This window comes from Intestinimonas sp. MSJ-38 (assembly GCF_018917925.1).
Classification (GTDB): Bacteria; Bacillota; Clostridia; order Oscillospirales; family Butyricicoccaceae; genus Pseudobutyricicoccus.
In genome coordinates, this window is the sequence record NZ_JAHLPO010000011.1 from 1 (window position 1) to 15,956 (window position 15,956).

At 56.2% G+C, this 15,956-nt stretch carries 14 protein-coding genes; 5 read left to right on the forward strand and 9 right to left on the reverse strand.

Features of this window, described 5'->3' with window-relative positions:
• Positions 1–160 precede the first annotated feature (160 nt).
• Entirely contained in the window at positions 161–1,069 is a 909-nt protein-coding gene (locus KQI26_RS08245; protein ID WP_216504046.1) for a LysR family transcriptional regulator, read from the reverse strand.
• Between the two features lie 205 nt (positions 1,070–1,274).
• Here KQI26_RS08245 and speB point away from each other — a divergent pair, with 205 nt between their 5' ends.
• The gene (gene speB, locus KQI26_RS08250; RefSeq protein ID WP_204750638.1) at positions 1,275–2,219 is read left to right on the forward strand and encodes an agmatinase; all 945 of its coding nucleotides are present in this window, start codon (positions 1,275–1,277) and stop codon (positions 2,217–2,219) included.
• Between the two features lie 42 nt (positions 2,220–2,261).
• The gene (locus tag KQI26_RS08255; protein WP_216504047.1) at positions 2,262–3,710 is read left to right on the forward strand and encodes a YjiH family protein; all 1,449 of its coding nucleotides are present in this window, start codon (positions 2,262–2,264) and stop codon (positions 3,708–3,710) included.
• 45 nt (positions 3,711–3,755) lie between these two features.
• Here the strand turns inward: KQI26_RS08255 and KQI26_RS08260 are convergent, their stop codons facing one another.
• The gene (locus KQI26_RS08260; protein WP_253292751.1) at positions 3,756–5,870 is read right to left on the reverse strand and encodes a catalase; all 2,115 of its coding nucleotides are present in this window, start codon (positions 5,868–5,870) and stop codon (positions 3,756–3,758) included.
• A gap of 187 nt (positions 5,871–6,057) precedes the next feature.
• On the opposite strand from KQI26_RS08260, the gene KQI26_RS08265 reads away from it, so the two are divergent.
• Positions 6,058–7,041 (forward strand): pyridoxal-phosphate dependent enzyme, encoded by a 984-nt coding sequence (locus KQI26_RS08265; protein WP_216504048.1) that lies wholly within the window; start codon positions 6,058–6,060, stop codon positions 7,039–7,041.
• Positions 7,042–7,098: 57 nt separating this feature from the next.
• Here KQI26_RS08265 and eno read toward each other — a convergent pair whose 3' ends face one another.
• The 7 genes from eno to KQI26_RS08300 form a co-directional block, all read right to left on the reverse strand.
• Positions 7,099–8,418, reverse strand: coding sequence for a phosphopyruvate hydratase (eno, locus tag KQI26_RS08270; protein WP_216504049.1), 1,320 nt, complete (start codon positions 8,416–8,418; stop codon positions 7,099–7,101).
• 140 nt (positions 8,419–8,558) lie between these two features.
• Positions 8,559–10,079: a 2,3-bisphosphoglycerate-independent phosphoglycerate mutase gene (gene gpmI / locus KQI26_RS08275; protein WP_216504108.1), complete on the reverse strand. Its 1,521-nt coding sequence runs from the start codon at positions 10,077–10,079 to the stop codon at positions 8,559–8,561.
• 25 nt (positions 10,080–10,104) lie between these two features.
• A complete protein-coding gene (tpiA, locus tag KQI26_RS08280; RefSeq protein WP_118747656.1) occupies positions 10,105–10,875 on the reverse strand; it encodes a triose-phosphate isomerase in 771 nt (256 codons plus the stop codon).
• Between the two features lie 48 nt (positions 10,876–10,923).
• Positions 10,924–12,120, reverse strand: coding sequence for a phosphoglycerate kinase (gene pgk, locus KQI26_RS08285; RefSeq protein ID WP_177614138.1), 1,197 nt, complete (start codon positions 12,118–12,120; stop codon positions 10,924–10,926).
• A gap of 263 nt (positions 12,121–12,383) precedes the next feature.
• Positions 12,384–12,992: a 5'-deoxynucleotidase gene (yfbR, locus tag KQI26_RS08290; protein WP_216504050.1), complete on the reverse strand. Its 609-nt coding sequence runs from the start codon at positions 12,990–12,992 to the stop codon at positions 12,384–12,386.
• A gap of 9 nt (positions 12,993–13,001) precedes the next feature.
• On the reverse strand, positions 13,002–13,679 hold the full coding sequence (locus KQI26_RS08295; RefSeq protein WP_216504051.1) for an LrgB family protein: 678 nt from the start codon (positions 13,677–13,679) through the stop codon (positions 13,002–13,004).
• A 1-nt stretch (position 13,680) separates the two neighbouring features.
• On the reverse strand, positions 13,681–14,040 hold the full coding sequence (locus KQI26_RS08300; RefSeq protein ID WP_118747611.1) for a CidA/LrgA family protein: 360 nt from the start codon (positions 14,038–14,040) through the stop codon (positions 13,681–13,683).
• Between the two features lie 438 nt (positions 14,041–14,478).
• On the opposite strand from KQI26_RS08300, the gene KQI26_RS08305 reads away from it, so the two are divergent.
• Both KQI26_RS08305 and KQI26_RS08310 read left to right on the forward strand, forming a co-directional pair.
• Positions 14,479–15,087 (forward strand): hypothetical protein, encoded by a 609-nt coding sequence (locus KQI26_RS08305; protein ID WP_216504052.1) that lies wholly within the window; start codon positions 14,479–14,481, stop codon positions 15,085–15,087.
• A gap of 33 nt (positions 15,088–15,120) precedes the next feature.
• A complete protein-coding gene (locus KQI26_RS08310; protein ID WP_216504053.1) occupies positions 15,121–15,822 on the forward strand; it encodes a YoaK family protein in 702 nt (233 codons plus the stop codon).
• Positions 15,823–15,956 lie beyond the last annotated feature (134 nt).

Genomic DNA, 15,956 nt, shown 5'->3' on the forward strand with positions numbered 1-15,956 from the left:
CTACAACCATTCTCTTGAACTCCGGCGTATATCGTTTGTTTGATACTCCTTTTGGCATAGCAAAACACCCCACTTGTTAGATAGTATATCATACTGTCTAACAAATGGGGTGCAGTTCACATTGGGTTCTGCGGGGCTTTTTACATATTTATTTATAAAATCAAATCTCATGAGCGGTCTGGAACCGCTTTTTGCAGAACTGGACAAATTTTTTCTCTCTGGCGTTGAGGGTATAGGACTTGGAGCGCATAAGGCACACATCCAGGGTATCGGAAAAACCGGTGATGGGCAGGGTGACGCAATCAGATAATTCTCGTTGCTGCTGGGGATCGTACATGACCACCGCCATATAATTGTCCTTGCGCACCGCATCCAACAGGCCGCCGCGATCAAAGATATAGAGCACATTGGCACTGGCCGGGATGCCCAGCATTCCCAGCCAATCCTCGTATTCGAAGTTCTCATAGGTGACAAGCCTGCGGGTGGGCAGATCTTCCAGCCGGATATCCCTCCGGGAAGAAAGGGGGTTCTGCCGGGAGAGCAGCGCCACCGCGGGAATGCCTTCGCACAAAGGTTCCACCACCATATTGTATCGGGCCGCATAGCGGGCGTGATACTCCCGCCTGCTTTGGAAGCAGTAAAAGATGCACAGCCGGTATTGCTGCGCGATTACATCCCGGATGGTCTGGATCAGGCCGGTTTCCTTGAAAGCGTCCTGGACCCCTGGGGCCGGGTGGGATTTTTTGAAGAGGATGAAGCTTTGCATCAGCAAGGTGGAATAGGTGCAGGACACCGACAGATTCCGTTGGCTGGAAAACTGTTCGGGCACCCGGTAGATCTTCTCGGCCTCCGCCAAAATCTTTTTAGCCGATTCCAAAAACAACTTCCCTTCCTCCGTCAGCTCAATACCGGCATTTTTCCGCCGGAACAGCTGATAATGAAGCTCTTCCTCCAGGCTTTTCACCGATCCGCTGAGACTGGACTGGGAGATATACAGGTTCTGGGCCGCCTTGTTGATGGACCCGCAGCGGCAGATCTCCACCACATAACTGAGATGCTTGATGTTCATGTTCTTCACCTCCTCTGCTTGCATTATATTATATCACAAGTTTTCGCCATTTTTTGGACTTTTTTTGGTTGTTTCCTCTATATTTCCGATATATTATCGTCTTTTCCTATAACCACGGTGTTTTCGCCGTGCTACAATCTACCCATAGAAAGCGTCGATGCTGCATAAAAGATTTATTGATACTGCACTTTCAGGAGGTATGGATATGTCTACTGTGAAACAACCCGCCAGCGCTCTTTCTTCTCCCCGCTTCTGCAACACTGGAACCTTCATGCGCATGAGCAAAGTGGATTCCGCTCAAGGATTGGACTTCGTCATCGCCGGTGCTCCCTTTGACACCGCCAGCTCTTTCCGCTCCGGTTCCCGCTTCGGCCCCCAGGCCATCCGGGCCATTTCCGCCATGATGAAGCCCAACAATGTGATTTTGCAGGTGAACATCATGGAATCCCTCAAGGGCGGCGACATCGGTGATTTCAATATCACCCCTGGTTATATCCATCCTTCCTATAAGGCCATCGAGGAAGGCGTCGCTGGCATTTTGCAGGAAAACGCCATTCCCATCGTTCTGGGCGGCGACCACTCCATCACCCTGGCTGAACTGCGGGCGGTAGCCAAAAAGCACGGCCCAGTGGCTCTGGTTCACTTTGACTCCCACTCCGACCTGTGCGACGAGGTCTTTGGAGAAAAATACAACCACGGCACTCCCTTCCGCCGGGCCATTGAAGAAGGCCTCATCGATCCCTCTCATTCCATCCAGATCGGCATGCGCGGCTCCCTGTATGATCCCAACGAGCACAAAATGGCAGCCGAACTGGGAATGCTGCTGATCCCCGCTCACAAAGTGCGGGAAATGGGCACCGATGAGCTGATCCGCACCGCTTTGGAGCGGGTGGGCGACAAGCCTTGCTTCCTCACCTTTGACATCGACTTTGTGGACCCGGCCTATGCCCCCGGCACCGGCACTCCTGAAGTGGGCGGCTTTACCTCTTTCGAAACCCTGGATATGCTCCGCAAACTGAAGGATCTGAACTACATCGGCTTTGATGTGGTGGAAGTGCTCCCGGCCTATGACCACGGAGAGATCACTTCCTACATGGCGGCCAACATCGTCTTTGAGTTCCTGTCCATTCTGGCCGCGAAGAAAAAATAGTTCTTCGGCCGGACGCAATCATCCCACAAGGAGGTCTCTTCTATGGCAAAAACAGCTCCTGAAACCATCAAGCTGAGTCCTGACCTCTCGTCCCAAGAGCTGGACCAGATCACTTTGAGCAAATCCCAGTTCACCAAAGGCTTTATCCGATTCATCCTGTGCACCGCTGTGGCCATTTTCGTCTTTTTCACCAATCTGACCATCGGCGGTGAATCCCAGATCGTTTTCGGATGGATCTACAATTTCTTTGTGGATCTGCTGGGCAATGCAGGCTACTGGATCCTGACCATTATCATTGGTGGAAACTTCCTGCTCCATGTGTATTCCCGTTACATTGACAAAGGCAAAAAGAGCAAAAAGCTCTATGAACACTACCGGAAAGAAGGTATCGCCCAAACCTTCCTCTATGGCCTGGGCACGGTGTACACCGTGATCTACACTCTGCACACCACCACCTCCTTTGTGGGCCCGGAGATCATTGTAGGTGCAGCCACCGGCGAAAGCGTTTTCCCGCCCATTGTGCTGGGTGTGTTGTTCATCATCTTGGTGGGCGCCCTCTTTATGCCCTTCCTGCTGAGCTATGGCGCCATTGAATTCATTGGCGCTTTGCTGGAGCCGCTGATGCGCCCCCTGTTCAAGATCCCCGGCAAGGCCGCCCTGGATGCCACCGCCTCCTTTGTCAGCTCCTCTTCCCTGGCGGTTATCATCACCAGCCGTCTTTACCGGCAAAAGGTCTACACCAAGCGGGAAGCCGTGGCGGTGGCCACCTGCTTCAGTGCTGTGAGCATCGGCTTTGCCTATCTGGTTATCAGCACGGCAGGTGTGGCCCAGCATTTCACCGCCATCTATCTGATCAGCTTTATCACCGCTTTCATCATCTCGGCCATTGTGGTGCGCATTCCTCCCATCAGCCGGAAACCCGATGAGTACTACGACGGAACTCCGCAAACCGAGGAAGAGCGGAAAGCCGACGCCCATTTTGACAAGGATATCCTTCGCCGCGGCGGAGGCCGGGCTGTCAAGCGGGCTTTCGTTGCAAACCCGGTGCCCAAGGACATCGCCATCAGCCTGAAAGAAGGCCTGCAGGTTCTCCCTCAGGTGCTGACCATGCTGGCGGCCATTGGTGTTTCTGCCATGATTCTGGCGGAATACACCCCGCTTTTCCAGTGGATCGGCCTGGTGTTCCAGCCTCTGCTGCAAATTTTGCAGGTGCCCGATGCAGCGGCCATTGCCCCCTCCATTCCGGTGGGCATTGCCGAAATGTTCCTGCCGGTGCTGCTGATTTCAGAAAAGGCAGCCACCCTCTCAGAGTCGGCCCGGTGCTTCTTGTGCATCGTTTCCATGGTGCAGATCATCTTCTTCTCGGAGACCGGTACCGTGATGCTGGCCACAAAGCTCCCCGTAAAGCTCCATGAACTGATCATCTGCTTCATTGAGCGTACCCTCATCGCCATCCCTCTGGCGGCGCTGGCCATGCATCTGTTCTTCTAACTAAAAGAAAAAACGGACGGCAATGCCGTCCGTTTTTTGCTGCGTTCAGCGTCTTTGCAAATAGCCATCCATGGCTTTTTTCACCATATCGGCCCACTGAGGACAGGCCTTTCTGAAATACTCCAGGCACTGACCCGAAATCACAGCAGGTGTTTGCACCAACTCTACGGCGATATTGTCCACCAGATGCTCCTGCTCCAGCTGGCTCATACCCCGGAAGCGCTCCCCGGCCTGGGTAAAGTCGTCGGCCTGATACAAGGGAGAACGGATCTGATTTCCCCGGGAATACTGGGCGGTATAGGGCGGACAGGAGGCTTTCTGCTGAGGCCCGCAACCCAAAGCACCGCTGTGGGGATAGTAATTCACCGTTCCTTTCCGGAAGGTGGTGCGCATCATGCCGTCCTGCTGGTAATTGTTGGCCGGTGTGCGGGGCCGGTTGATGGGAAGTTCGGTGTAGTTGGGCCCCACCCGGTAGCGCTGGGCATCCCCATAGGAGAACACCCGCCCGGTGAGCATTTTATCATCGGAAAACTCGATACCAGGCACCAGATTGGCCGGGCAGAAGGCCGACTGCTCCACCTGGGCAAACTCATTTTCAAAATTCCGGTTGAGCACCAACTGCCCCACTTTATGCAGGGGGAAACGCTCTTCCGGCCACAGTTTGGTGTCGTCCAGAGGGTCAAAATCCTGCATGGTGGCCTGGCAGATGGGCATCAGCTGCACCGCCAGATCCCAGGATGCCGTTTGCCCACTTTCCAGTGTGCGGTACAGATCGGTTTTGGCCACATCGGGCTCCACCCCGGCCAGGCGGGCCGCTTCGTGACGGTCCACCGTCTCTTTCCCCTGATGGGACTGGAAGTGGTATTTCACATAGAACCGCTCTCCCTGGCTGTTGACCCACACATAAGTATTGACGCCAAATCCATCCATCTTCCGGAAGGAGGGAATGGTGCCCTCATCGGAATACAGATATGTGATCATATTGGTGCATTCCGGCATCTGGCTGTAAAAGTCCCAGAAACGGGTGTTGTCTTTCACGCCGGTATCCGGAGCAGGCTTGAGGGAATGGAGCAAATCGGGGAATTTTATGGCGTCACGAATAAAGAACACTGGGAAATTCAGGCCTACGATATCCAGATTCCCTTCCTCGGTGTAAAATTTCACAGCAAATCCACGAGGGTCCCGCAGGGTATCGGCGCTGCCTTTGTGGCCTGCCACAGTGGAAAACCGGACAAATACCGGCGTCACTTTGCCCGGCTGAGAGAAGAGACCGGCCTTTGTGTACTGGGTCATGGAGCAAGTGGTCTGGAAATAACCGAAGGCCCCGGTACCGTTGGCATGCACCACCCGCTCGGGAATGCGTTCCCGGTCAAAATGGGCCATCTTTTCCAGGTAATAGGCATCCTTCATCAGCATAGGGCCATTGCATCCCACAGTGAGGGAATGGTTGTCATTCTGGGCCAGGGTTCCCTGGTTGTCGGTGATGCAGCTATTTTGTCGGCAGGCCTGGGGGGTCGGCCGCTGGGGCAATGGCGTGTAATGCTGCATCTTCTGGCACTCTTCCGGGGTCATTGGCTGGCCGCAAGGCGGGCAAGGGTTCGGACGGCAGGGCGGACAGGGATGCTCCGGACATTCCGGACACTCCGGCATCTCTGATTCTTCCGGCTCGGAGGGACACTCCGGGCACTCCGGGCATTCCGGCATCTCTGGTTCTTCCGGCGCTTCCGGCTCAGAGGGACACTCCGGGCATTCCGGCACCACTGGTTCTTCCGGCGCTTCCGGCTCAGAGGGACACTCCGGGCATTCCGGGCACTCCGGCACCACTGGTTCTTCCGGCGCTTCCGGCTCCTCCGGAAGCACAGGATATTCTGGCACTTCCGGCACAGTGGGTTCCTGTGGAGCCATGGGATCGGAAGGGCCGGTTTCTTCCTGCCACTGCTCCCGCCGGGGCATGGGCTGCTGCCAGGCCCCGGTGTGCCAGGCCTCCTGCCTGCGCCCCTGATTTTCCTGGAAGAGTCTTCCTGGTTTGGCCGGAGGATAGTAGCTATGCCCCGGCCGAGGGCAGACCGGCTCATTTCCCCGCCATCCGCCCTGGGGGCACTGTCCCCGGGCAGGGCCGCAGTGGGGAAACATCCGGTCATAGGGAGTTTTTTGTCGCATGATCATACCTCGCTTTTTTGATGATTCCCCACCGATACTCTACCGGCAGGGGTCATTCCAGTCTATGCCGCTGCCTTTCCACTTGCGCCCCAGGAAAAGATAAGATACAATACAAAACAAGCACATCATCCATGGGAGATCCTGTTTTCTTGTGATTTTCCCGCCGCCTGTTCTTTGGAGGTTTTCTATGCTGTTTTCTCAGATTCCCCGGATTTCTCTTTTAACAGAGCCCACACTTTTGGAAAAAGCCGCCCATTTTGGCGATACCATCGGCCATTCCTCTCTTTGGATCAAACGGGAGGATGTAATGGGCCTGGGAATGGGGGGCAACAAAGTCCGCTCTCTGGAATTCTGGCTGGGCGAGGCCCTGGAAAAGGGCTGTGATATCGTCCTGGCCGCTGGGCTTCCCCCTTCCAACCTGTGCCGTCTCACCGCAGCCGCCTGCTGCCGTCTGAACCTGGACTGTGAAATCATCCACAATGCCGCTCCATCCAACACCAAACCCCGCCGGGGCGACAGCCGTTTTCTCTATGATCTGATGGGAGTACGCCAGATCTATTGCGGTCCGGTGGACGAGCAGGCCCGTAAGGCCTTTGTAGAAGAACGGGCCCAGGAACTGAAGGACCAAGGCCGCAATCCCTATATCCTGGGAGATCCGGTAGTGGGAGCGCTGGGCTATGTTGCAGCCGCCCAGGAGCTGCTTTTCCAGGCCGAACAGAAACACATCGACTTGCGTCATGTGTTCATCAGTGCTTCCGCCGGGCCTACGGAAATCGGGCTGCTCTTCGGTCTTCGTCTCATGGGTGGGCCAGATCTTCATGTCCATCTGGTTTCGGTGGAATATCCCGCCCACACTTTCTGGCCCATCGCCCAGGAGATCTGGCAGGGCCTTTGCGAAAAGCTCCATGTGACTCCTCCCCTGTCTTTACAGTACAACACCCATTTTTATGAGGAATATCTGGGGCCGGGCTATGCCAAACACTCCCCGGAAACCTGGCTGGCTCTGCGGCTTCTAGCCCGCACTGAGGGGATTTTCCTGGACACCACCTATAATGCCAAAGTGTTCGCCGGGCTCACCGATCTGTGTCAAAAAGGGCATCTGCCCACCGATGAAGCTGCCGTGATTTTCCACACCGGCGGTGTCCCCACTTTGCTGATGAGGGAAGAATGAAGAACAATACAAAAAGCGGACAGGAAATCCTGTCCGCTTTTGTGTTATAGGGTAGATTTACTTGTTCAGGTTGAACCAGGCATTCAGGCCGGGATAATAAGCGATATCCTCCAGCTCCTCTTCGATGCGCAGCAGCTGGTTGTACTTGGCCACCCGGTCGGTACGGCTGGGAGCACCGGTCTTGATCTGGCCGGCGTTGAGAGCCACAGCCAAGTCGGCAATGGTGGTGTCCTCGGTCTCGCCGGAGCGATGGGAAATAACGGCAGTGTAACCGGCCCGGTTTGCCATCTGGATGGCTTCCAGGGTCTCGGTGAGGGTGCCGATCTGGTTGACCTTGATGAGGATGGCGTTGGCCACGCCCATCTTGATGCCCTTGGCCAGGCGCTGGGTGTTGGTGACGAACAGGTCGTCGCCCACCAGCTGGATCTTGTCGCCCAGAGCCTGAGTCAGCATCTTCCAGCCTTCCCAGTCCTCTTCGCCCATGCCATCCTCGATGGAGATGATGGGATACTTCTCCACGAAGTTCTTCCACATACGCACCATCTGCTGACGAGTCATCTTCTTGCCAGCCTTGGGCAGCAGGTAATAACCGCCGTCCTCTTCCTTATACCACTCGGACACAGCGGGGTCCATGGCGATCATGAAGTCCTTGCCCGGCTCGAAACCGGCCTTCTCGATGGCTTCCACGATGACCTTCAGTGCGTCCTCGTCCTTCTTCAGATTGGGAGCAAAGCCGCCTTCATCGCCCACAGCGGTGGCCAGGCCCATGCCCTGGAGCACTTTCTTCAGGGTGTGGAACACTTCGGCGCACCAACGCAGGCCCTCGGCAAAGGTGCCGGCGCCCACAGGCATAACCATGAACTCCTGAATATCCACATTGTTGGTGGCATGAGCGCCGCCGTTGAGGATGTTCATCATGGGCACGGGCAGAGTCTTGGCGTTGCAGCCGCCCACATAGTTATACAGAGTCACGCCCAGAGCTTCGCTGGCGCACTTGGCGCAGGCCAGGGAAGCGCCCAGGATGGCATTGGCGCCCAGGCGGGACTTGTTGGCAGTGCCGTCCAGCTCGATGAGCATCTTGTCGATGAGGGGCTGATCCAGCACATTCTGGCCCATCAGGCACTCAGCGATCTCGGTGTTGACAGCGGCCACAGCCTTGGTGACGCCTTTGCCCATATAGCGGCTCTTGTCCTCGTCCCGCAGCTCACAGGCTTCAAAAATGCCGGTGGAGGCGCCGGAGGGCACAGCGGCCCGGCCCATGAACAGCTTGTTCTGCTCAGCGTCCATGGCATACACTTCTACTTCCACGGTGGGGTTGCCGCGGCTGTCCAGCACTTCGCGGCCCACCACATCGGTGATCTCAATGTACTTTTTCATCGGTGTTTTCCTCTTTTCTTTGATATTCGTTCTGTGTTCACCAGGATATTGTATCCTCTTTTTCCCTCCCCGTCAATCGCCGGAGGGGAGAAAGAAGGGGTTCCCAGAGTAAAATTCGGGAAAAACCTTGGCCCCGCAACCTATGCTTCTGTCAGCAAGCTCTCGCCGGTCATTTCCCCGGGCTTTTCCAGCCCCAGCATGGAGAGCAAAGTGGGGGCGATGTCGCACAGGCGGCCGCCTTCTTTCAGCCCGGCCTTCTTGCCCACCAGAATCAGAGGCACTTCGTTTGTGGTGTGGGCCGTGAAGGGAGTGCCATCGGGGCAGGCCATCTGCTCGGCATTGCCGTGGTCGGCTGTGACCAGAGCTGCGCCGCCCATCTTTTTCAAGGAGGCCAGCACCCGCCCCAGGCAGGTATCCACCGCTTCCACCGCCTGGATGGCGGCCGGAAGCATGCCGGTGTGGCCCACCATATCGCAGTTGGCAAAGTTCAAAACGATCAGATCATATTTTCCGCTTTCGATGCGGCTGCACACCGCATCGGTGACCTCATAGGCGCTCATTTCCGGCTTCATATCGAAAGTAGCCACCTTGGGGGACTCGATGAGCACCCGGTCTTCCCCGGGAAATACCCGTTCCTCGCCACCATTGAAGAAGAAGGTGACATGGGCATATTTCTCGGTTTCGGCGATGCGCAGCTGGGTCATGCCCGCCTCACTGACCACCTGGCCCAGGATGTTCTCCAGCACCTGGGGCTTGAAGGCCACCTGTACTCCGGGCATGGCGGCGTCATACTGGGTGAAGCACACATAATAGGGAGCCACCAGTCCGCCTTCCCGCACAAAGCCGTCAAACTCCGGATCGGTAAGAGTGCGGGTGATCTCTCTGGCCCGGTCGGGGCGGAAGTTATAGAAAATCACACTGTCACGGTGGCTGATCCCGGCGTCTTTGCAGCAGACCACCGGCTTCATGAACTCGTCGGTCTCTCCCTGCTCATAGCTCTTTTCCACCGCCTGGATGGGATCGGCAAAGAAGGGGCCTTTTCCCAGCACCATAGCCTCGTAGGCCGGCTGGACCCGATCCCAGTGCCGGTCTCTGTCCATCACATAATACCGGCCGCTGATGGTGGCGACCTGACCCACGCCGATTTTCTCCATCTCTTCCTGGAGGGCCTTCACATAGGAAAGGCCGGAAGAGGGGGGCACATCCCGTCCGTCCAGGAAGCAGTGGACATAGACCTTCTCCATCTGCTGACGCTTGCACAGTTCCAGCAGAGCGTACAGGTGGGTGATGTGGCTGTGAACGCCGCCGTCGGACAAAAGACCCATCAGGTGCACGCTGCCCCCCTGCTCCTTGGCCTTCTGGCAAGCGCTCACCAGTTCTGTATTCTCAAAAAAGGTGCCGTCCTGGATCTCCTTTGTGATCCGGGTCAGCTCCTGATAGACCACGCGTCCTGCGCCGATGTTGGTGTGGCCCACTTCGCTGTTGCCCATCTGGCCATCGGGCAGGCCCACATCCAGACCGGAGCAGCGAATGGGCTGCCAGGGACATTCTGCCATCAGCCGATCCATCACCGGAGTGCTGGCCTGGCAGATGGCATTGCAATTTCCCTTTGCGGCCAGTCCGTAGCCGTCCAAAATAATCAATGCAATCGGTTTTTTCATCATTCTGTTTCCTTCCCAAAGGCCATTACTGGTTGGCGCTTTCCATCACATCCACAAACTTCTCCCAATCCAGAGAAGCGCCGCCGATCAGACCGCCGTCCACATCGGGCATGGCCAGCAGTTCTCCGGCGTTCTGAGGGTTCATGCTGCCCCCATAGAGGATGGTCACCGACCGGGCATGGCGGGCGCCATAAATCTCCCGGATGCATTCCCGGATGGCCCGGCCCACTTCGTCGGCCTGTTCCGCCGTGGCGGTCTTGCCAGTACCGATGGCCCAGATGGGCTCATAGGCCACCACGATCTTCTTCACATCCTTGGGATCCACCCCAAAGAAGATGGTTTTGATCTGCATCCGCACATGATCCAGAGTCAGGTTCTTTTCCCGCTGGGCCATGGACTCGCCCACGCACACAATGGGGCGCAGGCCGCAGCTGAGAGCGGCCTTTACCTTCTGGGCCACAATTTCATCGGTCTCGCCGAAATACTGACGGCGCTCCGAATGGCCGATGACCACATACTTGACTCCCAAAGAGCAGAGCATGGGCCCGGACACTTCTCCGGTATAGGCACCGCTTTCGGCATGGTGCATATTCTGGGCCGCAATAAAGACCCGGGTATTCTTGGCGGCCTTCACCGCCGCAGGCAAATCGATATAAGGCACGCACAGCACAGTCTCGCACCACTTGGCCCGGGCCGCATGAGGCTTGAGCTGAGCGATGAATTCTTTTGTTTCTGCCGGAGTTTTGTTCATCTTCCAGTTTCCGGCAATAATGGTTTTGCGGTATCTTCTGTTCATAGATTTCCTCTTTTTTGTTTCTCTTCCCTTTTTCTATCCCGGGCCTTTTTATTCATCGGAATCCATCAGGCAGGCAATGCCCGGCAGCTCCTTGCCCTCGATGAGCTCCAGGGAAGCGCCGCCGCCGGTGGAGATGTGGGTCACCCGATCGGAGAAGCCCAGCTGCTCAATGGCCGCGGCACTGTCGCCGCCGCCGATGATGGACACGGCTCCCGACTCGGCCACGGCCCGGGCGATCTCCCGGGTGCTGCCGGCGAATTTGTCAAATTCGAACACGCCCAAAGGCCCGTTCCATACCACGGTTCCTGCATCCTTCAAATAACGCTTGAATTTCTCAATGGTACGGGGGCCCATATCCATGCCGCCCATACCGTCGGGCATATGGCGGGCATCCACCACATAGGCGTCGGCATCGGGGGAGAATTCCTTGGTCACCACCACATCGTCAGGCAGCACCAGGCGCACATTACCCTCCAACGCACGCATGAGGATATCGGCGGCCACATCCAGCTTGTCCAGCTCACAGGGGGAGTTGCCCACCTCACCGCTGAGCGCCCGCAGGAAGGTATAGCTCATGGCGCCGCCGATGATGACGGTGTCGCACTGGTCGATAAGGGCGTTGATGACGCCGATCTTGTCAGAGACCTTGGCACCGCCGGTGATGGCCACAAAGGGGCGGGCCGGATTGGTGAGAGCCTTGCCGATCACCGAAATTTCCTTCTCAATCAAAAAGCCGCAGACGGCGGGGAGATAGGCCGCCACGCCGGCGGTGGAGCTGTGAGCTCTGTGGGAGGTGCCGAAAGCGTCATTCACATATACATCGGCATAGGAAGCCAGCTTCTGGGAAAAGGCCGGATCGTTCTTTTCCTCTTCCTTATGGAAACGGACATTTTCCAGCATGACGATCTCACCGGGCTGGATGGCGGCGCACAAGCGGTCGGCATCCTCCCCGATCACATCGTTGGCCAGAGTCACCGGCATTTTCAGCAGCTCGGACAGGCGGTTCGCCACCGGCTTCAGGGTGTACTTGGGGTTATACTGGCCCTTGGGGCGCCCCAAATGGGATACGACGATGACAGCGGCACCGCTGGTGATCAGATAGCGCAGGGTGGGCAGAGCCCCCTGGATGCGTCTTTCATCGGTCAGATGCCCATTCTCGTCAATGGGGGTGTTGAAATCGCAGCGGATCAACACTTTTTTGCCGCGCACATCGATATCGCGCACGGTCTTTTTGTTGAAGTTCATCACGATAATCCCTCTTCTCCGGCAACTCTCACCATATTTTGTCTCTCTTCTGCCGCAGCTGCCGGGTGCGGCGAAGGCCCCAGCCAAAAAGAGAAGAACCCCCAAAGCGCAAAAAGGCCGGTGTGCTCTTCTCTCTTCTGTTTTCCTATCCATTGTACGGTATTTCCCCCGGAAGCGCAAGCGCTTTGCACCATTTTTCCCAGAGAAAACCCGGCATCCCTCTATATTTTCCCCGGATTCCGCAACTTTTCGGCCCTTTGTTCTTACTGGAAGTCCACCCCGGCGCTTTGCTGCTCATCCAGGGTGAGGGAAAAGGCCGGGGCAAAATGGGACATAAAATAGTCGGCGGCCGGAAGGGACAGGGCCTGAATGGAGCGGTACAACTGCCGGGCCGCGCTTTCAAACTCGTCATTGCCGCTCTTTTTCTCCTGGATGCATTTGAGATAGGCGGAGATCTTGTCCGCCGCCTTCACATAGCGGTAAAGCTCCGGATCCTGCTCCTCGCAGAAGAAAATGGGCCGGTAAGTCTGGCGCAGGGCATCGGGCAAAAAGCCCAGAAGACTTTCTCTGGCCTGGTCCTCAATGGCCCGGTAGGCCTGGCGCAGCGCCGGGTCATTGTGCTTCACCGGGGTGGGCAGATCCCCGGTGAGAATTTCGGAAGCGTCGTGGAACAGGGCCATGGTGGCCACCCGCTCCGGCTGGGCGCCGCCCCCCAGGTAGGTATTCTGGATCACTGCCAGAGCGTGAGCGATTACCGCCGTTTCCAAAGCGTGCTCACTGAGGTTTTCCGGGATGCTGCTGCGCATCAGCCCCCAGCGCTGGATGTATTTCATCCGCAGCAAAAGGGCATAGAAGCTGTATTCCTTCACCATGCTCCCCCTTTACAAAAACAGGCAGATGATCACTGTGGCAATGCCGGCCACCCCGATGCTGATGCCGCTCATGGCCCCTTCCAGCTCACCCATTTCCATGGCTTTGGTGGTTCCGATGGCATGGCTGCAAGTACCGATGGCCACGCCCTTTTCCACCGGCTCCTTCACCCGCAGCAGCTTCACCAGCAAAGGCGCTGTAATGGCCCCCAGAATGCCGGTGAAGATCACCGCCGCCACGGTGAAGGCAGGCACGCCTCCCCCCTGGGCCGAAAGCTCCATGGCGATGGGAGTGGTCACCGATTTGGGGATGAGGGAGGCCGTCATGGTCTCATCCAGGCCGAAGAGACGGCAGAGGGCAATGACGCTGATAACCGAAGCACAGGAGCCCATAAAGCAACCGGCCACCACCGGAAGCAAGTGCCGCTTCAGCTGTTTGATCTGTCCATAGATCGAAAGGGCCAGGCAGGCCGTAGCGGGAGCCAGGAAAATGGCGATCACATCGCCGCCCTTCTGATACCATTCCAGGGGAATGTGAAAGATTTTGATGACGGCGATGATCAGCGCCACCGCAATGAGCAACGGATTGCACAGAGGCGAGCCGGTTTTTTTGTTGAAAAACAGCCCCACCTGAAAGGCAAGCACCGACAAAACGATGCCGAACAAAGGAGACTGCAATACTTCTTTCATGTTATTTTCCTCCTTTTTTCTGCAAAGCCATCATGGCCCGTACCGTCATGGCCGAGACAAAAAAAGTGATGAAGGTGGTGAGCACACACACGGCCAGAAAGAGCAGCAGATTGGCTTTCAACTGGTCAAAATTCTCCAGAATCCCCACCCCGGCGGGAATGAAGAAGAACGCCATATTTTTCAGCAGAAAGTCCCCCTTCTGGCGGATATGATGGGGTTTTATCACTTTTGCGCACAACAGGACGAACAAAAGCACCATGGCGATGACGCTGGAGGGAAAGGGGAACGGCAGGACCTGGGCCACCAGTTCTCCCACAAGACACACTCCCAGCACCACGCCGATCTGAGTGAGAATTGCCATAGAACACCTCGCAAAACAAAAATTTGTCGGGAAATAGATTTTCCCGCCAGAGGGTACTATACCACAAACCCCAGCGGGAAAAAAGACCGCAGCGGCCTTTTCCCAGCAAATCCCCTTCTCTTTTCCTTCCTCCGTCAGAAAAGTTGCTCCTTCTTCTTTTTTCGTGGTATAATATCAACAGTTGCCGCACATGTGCGGCAGGATACTGTGTATTCAGCCATTTTGCTCACAAAACGACTGCTGTTGATGTTACACCATAGCCAAAATCGACAAAGCCGATTTTACACCGCATTGGCGGCGTGCAAGTCTGCATGGACTTGCCGCTATGGTATAATAACCGCAGAACAGTTATGATACCGAATAAACTTAACCACAGATTTGAAATGCCAGAAGGCAGTTATTTTTTGTTCTTAATTTTAGAGAGGATCGGAAATCAGCATGAGCTTTTTGCAGTCCATCAAAAAAATGTTCACCGGACCGGAAAACCCTGATGCACCCCCAGAGACTCCTCAGCCGGAGCCAGTGGAGGAAAAAGCGACGGAAGAACCCGCTCCCGAACCCCCTGCTCCCCCGGAGAGCACACCGGAAGCGCCGGCCGAAACCACATCGGACCCGTTTGCGGCCCTCAACCAACAAACTCCCTATGGGGAGGAGATCATGGAACAGCGCTCCCGCTATTCCCTTCTGGTCACCCAGATTCCCAAAGCCTATAACACCCTGCGCAGCAACGGCGTTTTCGAAGGCCCGGCTGCCGATGAATTTCTGCTTTTGTGCAACCAGGCCATCTCCCTGCGGCGGGATATCCTGCCCCAGCTGGAAAAGGGAGACTGGATCTTCACTCACGGAGAAGGTTACAAACGCCTGGCCATGGTGCTGGAAAAACGGGGTGACTTCCAGGGGGCCGCGGAGATGTGCCTGCTGGCCTTGCGGGACGGCGCCACCAGCGATGGCTCCCAGAGCGGCATGGCCGGGCGGATGGCCCGTATGCTGAAAAAGGGGAAAATCCCCCCTACCCCGGAAATGAAAACCTATTTGGGCAAGGCCTGATCCCTTTCCCGCACACAAGCAAAGGATGATTCCATGAAAAAAATCAAGCTGTACGAATCCGACTCCGCCGAAGTGGAGGCCCAGAGATTTTGGGTCTTTGCTGTTTTGATGGGAGTAGGCGGCTTTTTTGGCGCTTTTACCTATTCCGTCCGCGGCGGGGTGTTCTGCAATGCCCAGACCGCCAACTTCGTTCTCTTTGCCATGGCTCTGGGACGGGCCCAGTGGGGGCATGCCCTTTATTTTTTCATCCCCATGAGCGCCTATTTCCTGGGGTCCGTTTTGTCTGAGGCCGCTTCCTCCACCATGGAACAGCTGGGCTGGATGCGTTGGGATACCCTCCTTATTTTGGTGGAAATGGTGACCGTTGTTTTCCTGGGCCTGCTTCCCGAAAGCACCCCCTTTGCCATCACCCAGGTGGTGATCAATTTCATCTGCTCCATGCAGTATAACACCTTCCGCAAAACCCAGGGCATCCCCATGGCCACCACCTTCTGCACCAACCATGTGCGCCAGATGGGTATCTTTTTCGCCAAGGCGGTGCGGCATCGCAACTGGGATCATGTGGGACGGCTTTTGTGCCATCTGAGCATGCTGGTGCTTTTTGTTCTGGGCGGTGTCATCGCCACAGTGCTGTGCCGGCTGTTTTTGGGCCGGGCCCTGCTCTTCACCCTCATCCCTCTGGGCATCCTCTTTGTGGATCTGCTCCGGGCCGACCGGAAAGCTGCCCAAAATTAACTTTCCTCTCCACCCGGAATTTTCCATATATCTTGCATCTTTTTTTACAAATTTTGTTTAGTGTCTTATCCTTTGTCGTTTTGTGTCGATAGTACCTATGTGGTGTTTAAAAGTATTTTGTTTGGGGGGAACTT

Bases quoted from the DNA above. Each gene is read 5' to 3' on its own strand.
- KQI26_RS08245 (WP_216504046.1), bottom strand. From the start codon at position 1,069: ATGAACATCAAGCATCTCAGTTATGTGGTGGAGATCTGCCGCTGCGGG.
- speB (WP_204750638.1), top strand. From the start codon at position 1,275: ATGTCTACTGTGAAACAACCCGCCAGCGCTCTTTCTTCTCCCCGCTTC.
- KQI26_RS08255 (WP_216504047.1), top strand. From the start codon at position 2,262: ATGGCAAAAACAGCTCCTGAAACCATCAAGCTGAGTCCTGACCTCTCG.
- KQI26_RS08260 (WP_253292751.1), bottom strand. From the start codon at position 5,870: ATGCGACAAAAAACTCCCTATGACCGGATGTTTCCCCACTGCGGCCCT.
- KQI26_RS08265 (WP_216504048.1), top strand. From the start codon at position 6,058: ATGCTGTTTTCTCAGATTCCCCGGATTTCTCTTTTAACAGAGCCCACA.
- eno (WP_216504049.1), bottom strand. From the start codon at position 8,418: ATGAAAAAGTACATTGAGATCACCGATGTGGTGGGCCGCGAAGTGCTG.
- gpmI (WP_216504108.1), bottom strand. From the start codon at position 10,079: ATGAAAAAACCGATTGCATTGATTATTTTGGACGGCTACGGACTGGCC.
- tpiA (WP_118747656.1), bottom strand. From the start codon at position 10,875: ATGAACAGAAGATACCGCAAAACCATTATTGCCGGAAACTGGAAGATG.
- pgk (WP_177614138.1), bottom strand. From the start codon at position 12,120: ATGAACTTCAACAAAAAGACCGTGCGCGATATCGATGTGCGCGGCAAA.
- yfbR (WP_216504050.1), bottom strand. From the start codon at position 12,992: ATGGTGAAGGAATACAGCTTCTATGCCCTTTTGCTGCGGATGAAATAC.
- KQI26_RS08295 (WP_216504051.1), bottom strand. From the start codon at position 13,679: ATGAAAGAAGTATTGCAGTCTCCTTTGTTCGGCATCGTTTTGTCGGTG.
- KQI26_RS08300 (WP_118747611.1), bottom strand. From the start codon at position 14,040: ATGGCAATTCTCACTCAGATCGGCGTGGTGCTGGGAGTGTGTCTTGTG.
- KQI26_RS08305 (WP_216504052.1), top strand. From the start codon at position 14,479: ATGAGCTTTTTGCAGTCCATCAAAAAAATGTTCACCGGACCGGAAAAC.
- KQI26_RS08310 (WP_216504053.1), top strand. From the start codon at position 15,121: ATGAAAAAAATCAAGCTGTACGAATCCGACTCCGCCGAAGTGGAGGCC.